General features: G+C 70.5%; 11 protein-coding genes. 9 read left to right on the forward strand and 2 right to left on the reverse strand.

The window, feature by feature from the left end:
- Nucleotides 1-146: 146 nt before the first annotated feature.
- Complete coding sequence (gene hemH, locus ASG32_RS10060; protein ID WP_042673806.1) at nt 147-1,229, forward strand: ferrochelatase; 1,083 nt, start codon at nt 147-149, stop codon at nt 1,227-1,229.
- 93 nt (nt 1,230-1,322) lie between these two features.
- Nucleotides 1,323-1,481, forward strand: coding sequence for a hypothetical protein (locus ASG32_RS34425; RefSeq protein WP_020093373.1), 159 nt, complete (start codon nt 1,323-1,325; stop codon nt 1,479-1,481).
- A gap of 46 nt (nt 1,482-1,527) precedes the next feature.
- Here ASG32_RS34425 and ASG32_RS10065 read toward each other — a convergent pair whose 3' ends face one another.
- Entirely contained in the window at nt 1,528-2,463 is a 936-nt protein-coding gene (locus tag ASG32_RS10065) for a peptidylprolyl isomerase (RefSeq protein WP_056525292.1), read from the reverse strand.
- Between the two features lie 261 nt (nt 2,464-2,724).
- Here ASG32_RS10065 and secA point away from each other — a divergent pair, with 261 nt between their 5' ends.
- The 7 genes from secA to ASG32_RS10100 all read left to right on the forward strand — a co-directional run bounded on the left by secA (nt 2,725) and on the right by ASG32_RS10100 (nt 14,818).
- Entirely contained in the window at nt 2,725-5,616 is a 2,892-nt protein-coding gene (gene secA / locus ASG32_RS10070; RefSeq protein ID WP_056526115.1) for a preprotein translocase subunit SecA, read from the forward strand.
- A 7-nt stretch (nt 5,617-5,623) separates the two neighbouring features.
- Nucleotides 5,624-6,295: a dethiobiotin synthase gene (bioD, locus tag ASG32_RS10075; protein WP_042673817.1), complete on the forward strand. Its 672-nt coding sequence runs from the start codon at nt 5,624-5,626 to the stop codon at nt 6,293-6,295.
- A 114-nt stretch (nt 6,296-6,409) separates the two neighbouring features.
- Complete coding sequence (locus ASG32_RS10080; protein ID WP_056525294.1) at nt 6,410-8,302, forward strand: KUP/HAK/KT family potassium transporter; 1,893 nt, start codon at nt 6,410-6,412, stop codon at nt 8,300-8,302.
- 307 nt (nt 8,303-8,609) lie between these two features.
- Entirely contained in the window at nt 8,610-9,014 is a 405-nt protein-coding gene (locus tag ASG32_RS10085) for a hypothetical protein (RefSeq protein WP_056525297.1), read from the forward strand.
- 158 nt (nt 9,015-9,172) lie between these two features.
- Nucleotides 9,173-10,573, forward strand: coding sequence for an adenosylhomocysteinase (gene ahcY / locus ASG32_RS10090; RefSeq protein WP_056525300.1), 1,401 nt, complete (start codon nt 9,173-9,175; stop codon nt 10,571-10,573).
- A gap of 371 nt (nt 10,574-10,944) precedes the next feature.
- On the forward strand, nt 10,945-13,548 hold the full coding sequence (locus ASG32_RS10095; protein WP_056525303.1) for a PAS domain-containing sensor histidine kinase: 2,604 nt from the start codon (nt 10,945-10,947) through the stop codon (nt 13,546-13,548).
- A 37-nt stretch (nt 13,549-13,585) separates the two neighbouring features.
- Nucleotides 13,586-14,818 (forward strand): MFS transporter, encoded by a 1,233-nt coding sequence (locus ASG32_RS10100; RefSeq protein WP_056525306.1) that lies wholly within the window; start codon nt 13,586-13,588, stop codon nt 14,816-14,818.
- 221 nt (nt 14,819-15,039) lie between these two features.
- On the opposite strand, the gene tolB is transcribed toward ASG32_RS10100, so the two are convergent.
- Nucleotides 15,040-16,377: a Tol-Pal system beta propeller repeat protein TolB gene (gene tolB / locus ASG32_RS10105; RefSeq protein ID WP_056525309.1), complete on the reverse strand. Its 1,338-nt coding sequence runs from the start codon at nt 16,375-16,377 to the stop codon at nt 15,040-15,042.
- Nucleotides 16,378-16,382: the final 5 nt, after the last annotated feature.

The raw sequence follows: 16,382 nt of genomic DNA on the forward strand, positions 1-16,382 counted from the left end.
CGCCGGGCGGCTTCGCACCCTACATGGAAGCGCACCCGACGGGGTTTAAGCGCCGGCCAAGCCGAGGCGTACCAGGGCGTACGCGCCGGCCGCCGGATATCGGAAGCCAGAGGAAGGATCTCGGCGCGCGGCGCCGGAACGCTGCCATGAACGAACGCGTCGAACCCGCCGCGCTGGCGAATGGCCGGCCCCTCGCACCGCTGCAGCCCGCGGCGAGCACCCTTCCGGCCGACCACCCGAAAGTGGCCTGGGGCCGCGTCGGCGTGCTCCTGATGAATCTCGGGACACCCGAGGGCACGTCCTACTGGCCGATGCGCCGGTATCTCAAGGAGTTCCTGTCGGACCGCCGGGTGATCGAGGTGCCGCGGCTGATCTGGTGGCCGCTCCTCAACCTGATCATCCTGACGAAGCGCCCCGGGCCGAAGGGCCGCGACTACGCCAGCGTCTGGAACAACGCGCTCAACGAGGGGCCGCTGAAGACGATCACGCGCGGCCAGAGCGAGCGCCTCCAGGCGGCCATGGGCGAGTCCGTGGTCGTCGACTGGGCGATGCGCTACGGCAAGCCCGAGGTCGCCGGCCGGATCCAGGCGCTGCTCGACCAGGGCTGCGACCGGATCCTGCTGGTGCCGCTCTACCCACAATACGCCGCCGCGACCTCGGCCACGGCCTGCGATCAGGCCTTCCGGGCGCTGATGGACATGCGCTGGCAGCCCACGGTGCGGGTCTCGCCGCCCTATCACGACGACCCGGTCTACATCGCTGCCATGGCCGATTCGATCCGCGAGGGCCTGGCCAAGCTCGACTTCGAGCCGGAGGTGATCCTCACCTCGTTCCACGGCGTGCCGCGGAGCTACCTGCTCAAGGGCGACCCGTACCATTGTCAGTGCCACAAGACCGGGCGCCTGATCCGCGAGGCGCTCGGCCTGTCTCCGGAGAAGATGCGGGTCACCTTCCAGTCGCGCTTCGGCAACGAGGAGTGGCTGAAGCCCTACACCGACGAGACGGTGATGGAACTCGCGAAGTCGGGCGTGAAGCGGATGGCGATCGTCGCCCCGGGCTTCACGGCGGACTGCCTGGAAACCCTCGAGGAGCTCGACGGCGAGAACCGGCACTATTTCGAGGAGAACGGCGGCGAGCGCTTCGCCTACATCCCCTGCCTGAACGACAGCGACCTCGGCATGCGCGTGATCGAGCACGTCGTGCGCCGCGAGCTCCAGGGCTGGATCTGAGATCCCGGCCGGGATGCCGCTTGCGGCGCGGCCCGGCCCGCCTATTATTTTCCTAAGCCGAACGGGCCCATCGGTTCGGCGCGGGAGGATCACATGGCGTTCTTCATCGGCATCGCGTGTCCGTGGCTGCTGATCGCGGTGCTCGACAGAATCGCCGAGGGGCGCCGCGGCGCCGAGCTCTCGGCCCTCGGCATCACGCCCCAGCCGGCCCCGGCGCGATCCAGCTACCTCGTCCCGGATCGGCCGTACTGACGACGGGGCGCGGCCCCGCGGGGCCGCGCCTGTCAGCCTTGAACCGTCACTTCTTCGGTTCGGGCGCGGTCTGAGCCGCCGGCGGCGTGTCGGCGCGGTCGATCTTGGCCTCCGAGCGGAGCTTCAGGATCATGTCCTGCTGCGCCTTGCGGATCAGGTGCTGGTCGATCTGCTCCTTGAGCTCGTCGAAGGTCGGCTGCGGCTTGGTCCGCTTCTCCTCGACCTTGATCACGTGCCAGCCGAACTGGGTCTTGATCGGGTCGGAGACCTGGCCGGGCTTCATCGCGAAGGCGGCGTTGGCGAAGTCGGGCACCATCCGCTCCTTGGTGAACCAGCCGAGATCGCCGCCCTCGGCCTTCGAGCCCGGGTCCTTGGACGCCTCGGCGGCGACCTTGGCGAAGTCCTCGCCGCCCTTGATGCGCGCGGCGATCTTCTTCGCCTCGGCCTCGTTGTCCACGAGGATATGGCGGGCGTGCACCTCCTCCTCGGGCTTCATCAGCTTGACGGTCTGGTCGTAGATCGCGTGCTCCGCCTCGGGCGTGACCGCGCGCTTGGCCTCCTGCTCCAGGTAGTCATCGAGCAGGAGCTTGTCGCGGAAGTAGGCGAGCTTGCGCTTGAACTCGGGCGAGTCGCCGATCTTGGCGGCCTCGGCGGCCTGCGCGCCGACGCGGAGGTCGACCATGTAGTCGACGAGCAGGCTCTTCTTCTGGGCCTCGTCGACGCCGGGCAGTGACAGGGCCGGGTCATCGGCCGCGATGGCGAGGTCGCCCTGCGTGATCGGCTTGCCGTTCACGCTCGCCACGACCGCATCGGCGCCCGGCACGGCGGCTGGGGCGGCGCTCTGGGCGGCGGGGGAAGCGGCGGCCGGCGTGTTGGCGGCCGGCGTCGGGGCCCTCTGGGGTGCCTGGGCCAGCGCCAGTCCCGGCATCGCGACCATGACGGCGAGCGCGCTGACGCGCCGGAGAAGGGCGGTGTTCGGCATACGGGCGAAGTCCTCGGCTCACGTCTCGGCGCCGCGCCGGATCGGCCGGGCGTCGCGCCGCGGCACAGGTGGCCCGCGTCGGGCGAGAAGGCAAGCGCGGCCATTTCACCGGTGCCGGAACCGTGACCGTACCGGCATGCGTTGAGGGCTGCCCCTTCCAGGTGCGCCGGGCGATGTTTACCTCTATAAGCCCGGCCAACTCCGTCCAGGCCGGCCCGCCACGCTCACCCGTGGGCGGGCTCGCGCGTCCGCAGGTCTATGATGCTCGGCTCCATCGCCAAGAAGATTTTCGGCTCCTCGAATGACCGCCGCGTCAAGGGCTACCGCCCGCGCGTCGCGCAGATCAACGCGCTGGAACCGGAGATCCAGGCCCTCTCGGACGAGGCCCTGCGCGCCCGCACCGACATGCTGAAGGCCGAACTCGCTAACGGCAAGAGTCTCGACGACATCCTCGTGCCGGCCTTCGCCACGGTGCGCGAGGCGGCCAAGCGCGTCTTCGGCCAGCGCCACTTCGACGTGCAGCTCATCGGCGGCATGGTGCTCCACGAGGGCGGCATCGCCGAGATGAAGACCGGCGAGGGCAAGACCCTGGTGGCGACGCTGCCGGTCTACCTCAACGCTCTGGAGGGCAAGGGTGTCCACGTCGTCACCGTGAACGACTACCTCGCCTCGCGCGACGCCGAGTGGATGGGTCAGGTCTACCAGTTCCTGGGCCTCTCCGTCGGCACGATCGTGCACGGGCTCGACGATGCGCAGCGCAAGGAGGCCTACGCCTGCGACATCACCTACGGCACCAACAACGAGTACGGCTTCGACTACCTGCGCGACAACATGAAGTACGAGCTGTCCCAGCTGGCACAGCGCGGGCACAACTTCGCGATCGTCGACGAGGTCGATTCGATCCTGATCGACGAGGCGCGCACGCCGCTGATCATCTCAGGGCCGGTGGATGACCGGTCGGAACTCTACGTGGCGGTCGACGCGCTGATGCCGCGCCTGCGCAAGGAGTTCTACGACCTCGACGAGAAGCAGCGCACGGTCTCGCTGACCGAGGAGGGCAACGAGTTCATCGAGGAGGCGATGCGCGAGGCCGGCCTCCTGAAGGAGGGCGACCTCTACGACGCCCACAACGTCACGCTGGTCCACCACGTGAACCAGGCCCTGCGCGCCCACACGCTGTTCACCCGCGACAAGGACTACATCGTCAAGAACGACGAGGTGGTGATCATCGACGAGTTCACCGGCCGCATGATGCAGGGCCGGCGCTACTCCGAGGGGCTCCATCAGGCGCTGGAGGCCAAGGAGCGGGTCACCATCCAGCCCGAGAACCAGACGCTGGCCTCGATCACCTTCCAGAACTACTTCCGCCTCTACAAGAAGCTCGCCGGCATGACCGGAACCGCCTCGACCGAGGCCGACGAGTTCGCCGAGATCTACAAGCTCGACGTGGTCGACATCCCGACCAACAAGGAGGTCGAGCGCGTCGACGAGGACGACGAGGTCTACCGCACCGTCGGCGAGAAGTACGACGGCATCATCGCGGAGATCGACAAGGCGCATAGCCGCCATCAACCGATCCTGGTCGGCACCGGCTCGATCGAGAAGTCGGAGCACCTCGCCGAGATGCTCAAGAAGGCCGGCTACAGCCTGCTCGACTACTCCGACCCGAACGCGCTGACCGACGTCTACGCCGCCGCCCGCGAGGGCCGGGTGACCAAGCGCTTCGCCGTGCTCAACGCCCGATTCCACGAGCAGGAGGCCTACATCGTGGCCGAGGCGGGCGTGCCGGGCGCGATCACCATCGCCACCAACATGGCCGGCCGCGGCACCGACATCAAACTCGGCGGCAACCTCGAGATGCGGATCGAGAAGGAGCTGGGCCACCTCGCCGACGGTCCGGAGCGCGACGCCGCCATCGCGGCGATCAAGGCGGAGATCGCCGAGAACCGCACCAAGGTGCTGGCCTCGGGCGAGCCGGCCGATCCGGAGGCGGGCCGCAAGAAGGCGCTGCCCGGCGGCCTCTACATCATCGGCACCGAGCGTCACGAATCGCGGCGCATCGACAACCAGCTCCGCGGCCGATCCGGGCGCCAGGGCGATCCCGGCCGCTCGAAGTTCTACCTGTCGCTTCAGGACGACCTGATGCGCATCTTCGGCTCCGACCGCATGGACGGGATGCTGCAGAAGCTCGGCCTGGAGCAGGGCGAGGCGATCATCCACCCCTGGATCAACAAGGCGATCGAGAAGGCGCAGCAGAAGGTCGAGGCGCGCAACTTCGACATGCGCAAGAACGTGCTCAAGTACGACAACGTCATGAACGACCAGCGCAAGGTCGTGTTCGAGCAGCGCCGCGACTTCATGGGCCAGGACAGCGTCCGCGAGACCGTGGACGAGATGCGCGAGGGCGTGATCGACGACCTCGTCGCCCGCCACATCCCGGAGAACGCCTACGCCGAGCAGTGGGACGTCGCCGGCCTGCGCGAGCAGGTGAAGGAGATCCTCAACCTCGACGTGCCGGTCGAGGACTGGGCCAAGGAAGAGGGCATCGCCGACGAGGAGATGCGCGAGCGCCTGCTCAAGGCGGCCGAGACCGCCTACGCCGAGCGGACCGAGAAGAACGGCGCCGAGGTCACGGCCTATATCGAGAAGCAGGTCCTCCTGCAGACGCTCGACCATCTCTGGCGCGAGCACCTCGTGACGCTGGACCACCTCCGGCAGGTGATCGGCTGGCGCGGCTTCGCCCAGCGGGACCCGCTGAACGAGTACAAGTCCGAGGCCTTCGACCTGTTCAACGGTCTCGTGACCGCCCTGCGCGAGCAGGTGACCGCGCAGCTCTCGCGGGTCGAGATCATGATGCAGGAGCCGCAGGAGGAGTACCCGCCCGGCGGTCCGGCGCTGCCGCCGATGTTCGCCCAGCATCTCGACCCGGTCACCGGCGAGAACGAGATGGACTACGCCGGCCTCGGCTCGGGCAGCGACGGCGGCGGGGGACCGGCCTACGGCTTCGCGGCGCAGGGCCTCGCGGCGGATGGCGCCGTGCTGGAGCGCGACCCGACCGACGCCGCCACCTGGGGCCGCGTCGGCCGCAACGAGCCGTGCCCGTGCGGCTCGGGCAAGAAGTACAAGCACTGCCACGGCAGCCTCCAGGCCTGAGGCGGGGATGCCCGCGCGGGCGCTGTTCATCGCCGGGGCCGGGACCGAGATCGGCAAGACCTACGTCACCGCCGCCCTGACCCGCCGCCTGCGGGCGCAGGGCCGGGCGGTCCGGACGGTGAAGCCGCTCGCGAGCGGTGTCCCGCCGCTCAGCGATCCCGGCTTCGTCGAGAGCGACACCGCCCGGCTGCTGGACGCGCAGGGGCTCGCCCTGGACGAGGAGGCCGTGGAGGCCTGCTCGCCCTGGCGATTCGCGGCACCGCTCTCGCCGGATCAGGCCGCCGTGCTGGAGGGGCGCACCCTGGACCTCGCCGACCTCGTCGGCTGGTGCCGGGCTGAGATCGCCCGCACCCAGGACACGCTGCTGATCGAGGGTGTCGGCGGGCTCATGAGCCCGGTCACGGAGGCCGCCACCGGCCTGGACTGGCTCCGCGCGCTCGGCGTCCCGGCGCTCCTCGTCTCGGGGAGCTATCTCGGGGCGATCAGCCACGCGCTCACGGCCTGCGAGACCCTGCGGCTCCACGATGTGCCGCTGCGCGCGGTGGTGGTCAGCGAGAGCCTGGGCGCGCCGGCGCCCGCCGCGACCGTGGCCGCGGCCATCGCCCGTCATGCCGGCGCGCCCGTATTCTGTCTGCGCCGTGGCGACGCCTGCCCGGAGGAGCTGACCGGCTCGATCTGAGCGCCGCGAGAGCGTCGCTGGACAGCGCGGCCGTGGCCCCTAGCTTTACCGCCACGGCGTCGCGCCCGGCGCCCGGATGGTCGAGGCCGGGTGGCGCCGTGGGGGAATCCTGCGGTGAGCCAGACCCTTGCCCCGGCGGCGAGTCCCCGATCCGAGACCGGCGCGGTCGACGCGGAAGCGGCGCGTGACAGGCTCCGGCCCGCCCTCGTGTTCGGCGCGCTGGGCGTCGTGTACGGCGATATCGGCACGAGCCCGCTCTACGCGTTCAAGGAGGCGGTAAAGGCCGCGACCGCCGGCGGCCTGATCCTGATCGTGTCGCTGAAATACGCGGTGCTGATCCTGCGCGCCGACAACCGCGGCGAGGGCGGCATCGTCGCCATGCTGGCGCTGCTCGGCGCCCGTCAGGCCCGGCCTGGCACGTGGAAGGCGCTGCTCCTGGTGGTCGGGCTGGTGGGCGCGGCGCTGCTCTACGGCGACGGCGCGATCACGCCGGCGATCTCGGTGCTGTCGGCGATCGAGGGCCTGAAGGTCGACGCGCCGTCACTCGGGCCGTACGTCGTGCCGATCACGCTGGTGATCCTGGTCGGGCTGTTCCTGGTCCAGCACAAGGGCGTCGCCGCCATCGGCCGGGTGTTCGGACCGGTCATGCTCGTCTGGTTCGTTGTCCTCGGGCTCCTCGGGATCGCCGGGATCGTCGCCAAGCCCGAGATCCTGGCGGCGGCGAACCCGTTCCGGGCCGTCGATTTCATGCTCCATGCCGGCTGGCACGTCAGCTTCGCGATGCTCGGCGCGGCCTTCCTGGCGGTGACCGGCGGCGAGGCGATGTACGCCGATCTCGGCCATTTCGGCGCCCTGCCGATCCGCATCGCGTGGTTCGCGCTGGTCCTGCCGGCGCTGGTGCTCAACTATTTCGGCCAGGGCGCCCTGCTGATCGCCGCGCCCGACGCCCTGGAGAACCCGTTCTTCCGCCTCAGCCCCGACTGGGGCCATCTGCCCCTGGTCGCGCTCGCCACGATGGCGACCATCATCGCCTCGCAGGCGATCATCTCGGGCGTGTTCTCCCTGACCCAGCAATCGGTCCAGCTCGGCTTCCTGCCGGCCATGCGCATCGTCCAGACGGCGCACGAGGAGCGCGGCCAGATCTACGTGCCGGCGGTGAACTGGCTGCTCGCCGTGGCGACCCTGACGGCCGTGGTGGTCTTCGGCTCCTCCGACGCCCTGGCCGGCGCCTACGGCATCGCGGTCTCGATGCTGATGGGCATCACCACGCTGCTCGCCGCGCTGATCGCGCTCCGCTGGGGCTACAACCCGATCCTGGTCTTCGTGGTCAACGGCTTCTTCCTCGGCATCGACCTCGTGTTCTTCGCCGCCAACAGCGTGAAGATCCTCGAGGGCGGCTGGTTTCCCCTGGTGCTCGCCGGGCTCGTCGCCGCGATGATGCTGACCTGGAAGAAGGGAAACGAGCTGGTCGAGGAAGCGAGGGCCGCCCTGCGCCTGCCGGAGGACGTCTTCCTCGGCGGTCTCCAGCACCGTGACCTGCTGCGGCTGCCGGGCACGGCCGCGTTCCTCTCGGCGGCCGAGCACGGCATCCCGCTGCATCTCTCGCGCTTCGTCGAGCGCAACCACGCCCTGATGGAGCGCATCCTGATCATCACGGCGCTCTACGAGGAGACGCCCACCGTCCCGCGGGACCGGCGCGCCCACGTGACGATCCTGGCGCCGGATTTCTACCGGGTGATCCTCCGCTACGGCTTCATGGAGGAGGCCTCGATCCCCGAGGGGCTGGCCTGCGCGGTGGAATCGCGCCACCTGCCGCCGCACGTCCTCGACGACATGACCGTCTTCGTCGGGCACGAGACGATCATCCCGCGACGGGACAAGCGGGGCATGGCGCCCTGGCGGGAGAACCTGTTCGCCTTCATGCAGCGCAACGCCGAGCGCACCGGCGCCTTCTTCGGCGTGCCGACCCGGCAGGTCGTCGAGGTCGGCACCGAGATCGAGATCTAGGCCTCGGCCCGAGACGTTCCCGCCGCCTGGCAAGTCACCGCGGCGGCGCGATCCAGAACAGGCCGAGTCGTGCGCAGAGATCGGAGCACCCGCCCGGCCGCGATGTGCCTCGATCTGATCCCGGCGATTGACGCCGCGCCCCTCCTGGACGCTTCGCCGGTCCGGACCTGTTTCCAGCGCCGGCTCGCCGATGCACGGAAACTTGAGGCCGTTCCGCCGCTCCTCAGGGAACCGTAGCCTTCCGCCGTCGTTCCGCCCCGACGCAGGCGTCGCGTCCCCGGGGCGCGCGCCGGAATGGAGAGACAGCATGAACAGGGATCATCTCGAGGGCGGCGTTCGCCATCTGCGCGGCCGGATCAAGACGGCGGCGGGCGCGGTGCGCGGCCGGGCCGTCGACCAGCTCGACGGCGCCTACGATCAGGCCGCCGGCGCTGCCCAGTACGCCTACGGCGAGGCCCGGGATACGGTCCGCGACCTGCGCGACGGCGGCGAGCACCTCGTCGAGGAGGGGCGCGCCCGGTTCCGCGACGCCAGCGAGCGCGGGCACGCCCTGGCGGACGAGGCGCTCGAGCGCGGCCAGCACTACCGCGACCGCGCCGTGCGCCACGGGCGCACCCTCGCGGCGCGCGCGGACGAGAACCGCGGCACGACCCTCGCCCTTGTGGCCGCCGTCGCGTTCGGCCTCGGGTGGCTGGCGCGGCCGACCCGCTGAGCGGCGGGCGGGACCTGATCCGGGGCGGGGCGGGCGTTCGCGCGGCCGCCCCGCCGATCAGAACGCATAAAGACATCTTTATGTCTTGATTGCTTCGTAGGCCGCGCGGTGGTAGGGGGTTGCCCCGACCCGCAACGCGAACACGGAGCCATCGACTCATGGCCAAGGATTTTATCGTCAAGGATATCGGGCTGGCCGATTACGGCCGGAAGGAGATCTCGATCGCCGAGACGGAGATGCCGGGCCTGATGGCGGTCCGCGAGGAGTACGGCGCCGCGCAGCCCCTGAAGGGCGCGAAGATCGCCGGCTCGCTCCACATGACGATCCAGACCGCCGTGCTGATCGAGACCCTGAAGGCGCTCGGCGCCGACATCCGCTGGGTCTCGTGCAACATCTACTCGACCCAGGACCACGCCGCCGCCGCCATCGCGGCCGCCGGCATCCCGGTCTTCGCCGTGAAGGGCGAGACCCTGGAGGAGTACTGGGACTACACCTCGCGCCTGTTCGACTGGCACGACGGCGGCATGCCGAACATGATCCTCGACGACGGCGGCGACGCGACCATGTTCGTCCATCTCGGCCTGCGCGCCGAGAACGGCGACACCGCGTTCCTCGACAAGCCGGCCAGCGAGGAGGAGGAGGTCTTCTTCGCGCTCCTCAAGCGCAAGCTCGCCGAGAAGCCGAAGGGCTGGTTCGCCGGCCTCGCCGACAGCATCAAGGGCGTCTCCGAGGAGACCACCACGGGCGTCCACCGCCTCTACGTGCTGGCCAAGGAGGGCAAGCTGCTCTTCCCGGCGATCAACGTGAACGACTCGGTCACCAAGTCGAAGTTCGACAACCTGTACGGCTGCAAGGAGTCGCTGGTCGACGGCATCCGCCGCGGCACCGACGTTATGATGGCCGGCAAGGTCGCGATGGTCGCGGGCTTCGGCGACGTGGGCAAGGGTTCGGCCGCGTCCCTGCGCAACGCCGGCTGCCGCGTGCTCGTGTCGGAGATCGACCCGATCTGCGCGCTCCAGGCCGCGATGGAGGGCTACGAGGTCGTGACCATGGAGGATGCGGCCCCGCGCGCCGACATCTTCGTCACCGCCACCGGCAACAAGGACATCATCACCATCGACCACATGCGGGCGATGAAGGACCGGGCGATCGTCTGCAACATCGGCCACTTCGACAACGAGATTCAGGTCGCCGGCCTGAAGAACCTCAAGTGGTCGAACATCAAGCCGCAGGTGGACGAGATCACCTTCGCGGACGGCCACCGCATCATCCTCCTGTCGGAGGGTCGCCTGGTGAACCTCGGCAACGCCACCGGTCACCCGTCCTTCGTGATGTCGGCCTCGTTCACCAACCAGACGCTGGCCCAGATCGAGCTCTGGTCCAACCCGGGCAAGTACCAGAAGCAGGTCTACACCCTGCCGAAGACCCTCGACGAGAAGGTCGCCGCCCTGCATCTGGAGAAGATCGGCGTGAAGCTCTCGAAGCTCCGCCCCGATCAGGCCGCCTATATCGGCGTCTCCGAGAGCGGCCCGTTCAAGCCCGAGCACTACCGCTACTGAGCCCGCATCGCCGGTGGCGCGGACGGCCTCGTTTCCGGGGCCGGCACCGTGCCACCGCGATCCGGCGGCGCGGCCCGGTGGAGAGATTTGGAGGCCCGGCGCGCTGCGCCGGGCCTTCTCGTTTGTCAAGCGCAGACGGCCGAATCGAACTGTGTCTTCTGTGTGTCGTTAACGGCTGATTATGCCGACTTTGCCCAAAGCCACGCTTCGTTCCCCTTCCGGGGCGATTCCGCCGCACCTAGAGTGCGGGCGAATCTTAGATCGATGGGGCTGCGGCGGTTGGGGAGAATCGCCGCGGGAACGGTGCCTTCTGCGCCGCGCGGCGACGCGCGCCGGTCGGACAGCCATCGGGTACGGGGGCGGGGCAAACCATGGGTGTCGGTCGTGCGACACACGTTCGGATCGGCGTGGGCGCGCTCGCGCTGACGACGGCGAGCGCGGCCTTCGCCGAGCTGCCGGAGGCCGCCGCCGCGCATCCCGCGCGGGAGATCCACAGCGTGGCCGCCCTGGCGATCTTCGGCGGCCTCGTGGCCTTCGCGGTGATCCTGTCGCTTCTGCACCTCTACGAGCGCGGCCGGTGGACCCGCCGCGAGCGCGAGCTCGCCGCGACGCTCGACGTCCTGCGCGGCGCCCATGACCGGGCCGAGATGCTCCTCAACGCCGAGCGGCAGATCATCGTCACCTGGGATCATCGCAGCGAGCCGGTGGTCGAGGGCGACATCAGCCTCGCGATCCACGGCGAGCGACCGACCTCCGGTTACGCCCGCCGCGTCCTGGCCTTCGGCACGTGGCTCGTCGCCGCGGACGCGGCCGCCGTCGAGGCCGCCGTGGAGACCCTGCGGGCGCGCGGCACCAGCTTCGCGCTGAGCCTGCGGACCCAGACCGGCCGCAACATCGAGGCCCACGGGCAGGCCGTGGCGGGGCGGGCGCTCCTGCGCTTACGCGAGACCAGCCAGGAGCGCTGCGAGATCGCCGACCTGCGCGCGACCCTGGACGAGACCCGCCGGGGACTGTCGGCCCTGTCGGGGCTCCTCGACGCGATTCCCCAGCCGGTCTGGCGGCGCAACCGCGACGGTGGCCTGAGCTGGGTCAACGCCGCCTACGTGGCGGCGGTCGAGGCGGAGAGCCGCGAGGCCGCCCTCGATGCCGGCCTGGAGCTGTTCGACCGGCCGGCCCGCGAGACGATCGCTCGCGAGGAGGCAGCCCGGTTCGCCGGCCTGACCCGGAGCGTCCCGCGCCTCTCGGCCATCGTGGCCGGGAACCGGCGGATGCTCGACGTATTCGAGACCGGGCTGGAGACCGGCCGCGTCGGCATCGCCATCGACGTGTCGGAACTCGAGAGCGTGCGCGCCGACCTGCAGCGGCAGATGAACGCCAACGTGCGGACCCTGGACCAGCTGCCGACCGCGGTCGCGATGTTCGACGTCTCGCAGCGGCTGATCTTCCACAACGCCGCCTACCGGCAGCTCTGGGACCTCGACCAGGCCTTCCTCGACGGGCGTCCCTCTGACGGCGAGATCCTCGACCACCTGCGGGCGGAGCGGAAGCTCGAGGAGCACGCGGATTTCCGCGGCTGGAAGCAGGGCGTTCTGTCCGCCTACCGGGCCGCGGAGGCGAACCAGACCTGGTGGTACCTGCCCGACGGCCGGACCCTGCGCGTGGTCGCGGACCCGAACCCGCAGGGCGGCCTGACCTACCTGTTCGACGACGTCTCCGACCGCCTGAACGCCGAGTCCCGCTACAACGCCCTGCGCCGCCTGCAGGCCGAGACCCTGGACACGCTGGCCGAGCCGGTGGCCGTGTTCGGCGCGGACGGGCGCCTGTCCCTCGCCAACCGCGCCTTCTTCACCGTGTGGCGGCTCGACCCGGAGATGATCGAGGAGCGCCCGCACGTGGACGCGGTGATCGCCGCCTGCCGGGCGCTCGCCCCCGTCGAGGAGCCGTGGCTCGACATCCGCGACGCGGTGGTCGGCCTCGAATCGCGCACGGCCCGGACGTGCCGCCTCGAGGTGGTCGACGGCACCGTGCTCGACTGCGCCGCGCAGCCGCTCCCGGAGGGCGCGACGCTCCTGACCCTGATCGACGTCACGGCGAGTGTGAACGTCGAGCGGGCGCTCACCGAGAAGAACGATGCCCTGGAGAAGGCCGCGCAGCTGCGCGACACCTTCGTGCACCACGTCTCCTACGAGCTGCGCTCCCCGCTCACCAACATCATCGGCTTCACCCAGCTTCTCGGCGACGAGACCGTCGGCGCGCTCAACGAGCGCCAGCGCGAGTATTCCGACCACATCATGCGCTCCTCGGCGGCGCTGCTCGTCATCATCAACGACATCCTCGACCTCGCCTCGATCGACGCCGGCTCGCTGGAGCTGCAGCGGGAGGAGGTCGACGTCCAGGCCACCGTCGAGGCCGCCGTCCGCGGCATCGAGGACCGGCTCGCCGAATCGCACATCACCCTCGCCCTCGACGTGCCGGAGGATATCGGCAGCGTCCACGCCGACGGGAAGCGGGTGCGCCAGATCCTGTTCAACCTGCTCTCGAACGCCGTCGGCTTCTCGGATGCCGGCCAGCGCGTGGAGGTCCATGCCCGCCGGACCGCGCAGGAGCTTCTCCTCAGCGTGCGCGACCACGGCCGGGGCATGCCGCCCGAGATCGCCGATTCGGTGTTCAACCGCTTCGAGAGCCACACCCTCGGAACCCGCCACCGGGGCGTCGGCCTCGGCCTGTCGATCGTGCGCTCCTTCGTCGAGCTGCACGGGGGACGGGTGCAGCTGGAGACCGCGCCGGGCAGCGGCACCCGCGTCACCTGCACGTTCCCCACCGACCTCGCGGGCGAGGGCCGGCGCGCGCCGCCGCTCGAACCCGAGCCGCCCGTCCTGTCGCCGCCGCCGCCGCCGCCGCCGCGCAAGCCGACCCTGACGCTGCAGTCGAGCAGACCGGAGCCGCCGACATCCGACCGGCGAACGTCACCGTAGCGCTTGATTCCGCGGCCGGTCCCGCGCAGCAGGAGGCATGTCCGCGCATGATCGTTCCGGCTGGGCCGTCTTCGGCATCGGCGACTTCCGCCTGTTCGGCTCGGCCCGGTTCCTCACGGGCCTCGCCTACCAGATGCAGGCGGTGGCGATCGGCTGGTACGTCTACGACCTGACCCATTCCGCCCTGGCGCTGGGCCTCGTGGGCCTCGCGGGCTTCCTGCCGGCGGTGCTGTGCGCGCTGATCACCGGCCACGTCGCCGACGCCTACGACCGGCGCCTCGTCGGCGCCGCCGCCTTCGCGCTCCAGAGCGCCGCGAGCCTCGGCCTCCTCGCCTGCGCCCTCGCGGGCGTGCACTCCGTCTGGCCGATCTACGCCCTGGTCATCGTCGTCGGCACGGCCCGGGCCTTCGCCAACCCGGCCCTGCAGGCGCTGCTCCCGACCCTGGTGCCCGGGCCGCTTTTCGGCTCGGCGATCGCGTGGAACGCGTCCCTCTGGCAGAGCGCGTCGGTGATGGGGCCGGCGCTCGGCGGCTTCCTCTACGCCCTCGGACCCGCCGTCGTGTTCGGTGGGGCAGGGGGCAGCTTCGCCCTGGCCAGCGCCTTGACCCTGCTGATCCGCTACCGGCCGGCGGCGGTGAGCGAGCGGCCGCCGATCACCTGGGCGGCGCTCTCGGCCGGGATCGACTACATCCGCTCCCAGCCGGTGGTGCTCGGGGCGATCAGCCTCGACCTGTTCACGGTGCTGCTCGGCGGCGCCACGGCGCTGCTGCCGATCTACGCCGCGGAGGTCTTGCACGTCGGCCCGCTCGGCCTCGGCGCGCTCCGGAGCATGCCGGCCTTCGGGGCTGTCGCCATGGCGGTGCTGCTGGCGAACTACCCCCTGCGGCGCCACGCGGGCGTGCGCATGCTCCGCGCCGCCGCGGTATTCGGGGCCGCCACGGTCGCGTTCGGGCTGTCGACGTCGCTGCCGCTGTCGATGGCCTGCCTGTTCGTCACGGGCGCCGCCGACATGATCTCGGTCTACGTGCGCCAGACCTTCGTGCAGGGCGAGACGCCGGACGCGATGCGCGGCCGCGTCTCGGCGGTGAACACGGTATTCATCGGCGCCTCGAACGAGCTCGGCGAGTTCGAATCGGGGCTGCTCGCCGCCGCGATCGGCGCGGTCCCGGCGGTGGTGGTCGGCGGCGCCGCGACGGTCGGGGTCGCGCTGCTCTGGGGCAGGCTCTTCCCGGCGCTGAGGGCCCGCGACCGGCTGATGATGCAGGGCTAGCGCGCCATCGCGCGGCTCGGGACGCGACGCGTCCCGGATGACGGCCGTGGCGATCGTGGCCCCGCGAGCCGGCGCCGCACGAAACGCGGGTCCCCTCTCCCGTGTAGGGGAGAGGGGTAAGGCGCAGCTCTCTCGACCGGAGCTGCCGTCCTGCCGAACCGTTGCACCAGGATCGGGAACGGTCCCGGAGCCCGCCTCGTGAGCCGGGCTCCGCGACGCGCTCAGCGGCCCGACAGCAGCGGCGACCAGGTCGGGTCGGACGCGTAGGCGGGCGTCGGGACCGGCTGCTCCACCTTGCCGGTAATGTCGACCATGAACAGCTTGCCGCCGCCCTGGCCGCCCGGATCGCGGAAGAACAGCACGTACTGGCCGTTCGGCGCGAAGGTCGGGCCCTCGTTGTGGAAGCCCTCGGTGAGCACGCGCTCGCCGGAGCCGTCGGGCTTCGAGACGCAGATGGCGAAGCCGCCGTTGCGCTGGCGGGTGTAGGCGATCAGGTCGCCCCGGGGCGAGAAGGCCGGCTGCGAGGCCGAGCCGGGCCCGAAGGTGATCCGGTGCGGGTTCGAGCCGTCCGCCCCCATCACGTAGACCTGCTGGGAGCCGCCGCGGTCGGACTCGAAGGCGATCTGCGACCCGTCCGGCGAGTAGGTCGGCGAGGTGTCAATCGCCATGCCGTTGGTGATCGAGCGCTGGGCCTTCGAGGCGAGGTCCATCGTGACGATGTCGGCGTTGCCGCCCTGCTGGACGCTCATCACGATCTTGCGGCCGTCCGGCGAGAAGCGCGGGCTCGCGCTCATCGAATCGACGTTGCCGAGCGCCTGGCGGGAGCCGGTCTCCAGGTTGATCATCTGCACCCGCGGCTGGTGGCCGGTGGCCTGGGCCATGAAGGCGATGTCCTGCGTGGCTGGCGAGTAGCGCGGGGCCACGATCGACATCTCGCCGGTGGTGATCGCCCGGACATTGGCGCCGTCCTGGTCCATGACCATCAGGCGCTTGCGGCGGTTCTCCTTGGGACCGGTCTCGTCCACGAAGGCGATGCGGCTGTCGAACCAGGGTCCGAGGCCGGTGATCTTGGTGTAGACCCCGTCGGCGATCAGGTGGCCGGTGCGCCGGACGTTGGCGGCGTCGGTGCCGTATTGCTGGCCGGTCATCTGCTGGCCGTTGGTCACGTCCCAGAGCCGGAACTCGACCTTGACCCGGCCGCCCTCGCGGACGACCCGGCCGGTGACGAGGCCCTGCACGCCGGTGGCGCGCCACTTCTCGAAGTTCGGCGCGGCGTCGAAGTTCGGCTGCTCGGGGAAGCGGGCGTGGTCGAGCGGCGTGAAGTAGCCGGAGCGGCGCAGGTCGTTGGTGACCACGCCGGAGACGAGGCCCGCGAGGCTCGGGTCGCCGCCGAAATCCGCGATGGCGATGGGCATCGGCTGGAAGTTGCCGCCGCCGATGCGCAGCTGCAGCTGCGCCTGGGCCGGCCCCGCCAGGAGGCCCGTCAGCATCACGAGGAGCGCGAGCAGGCGCGTGGCATAGGACGTCAGGAGGCGCCCGACGGAGGGGAGGTGCAGCATGGTGG

The organism is Methylobacterium sp. Leaf361, assembly GCF_001424445.1.
Classification (GTDB): domain Bacteria; phylum Pseudomonadota; class Alphaproteobacteria; order Rhizobiales; family Beijerinckiaceae; genus Methylobacterium.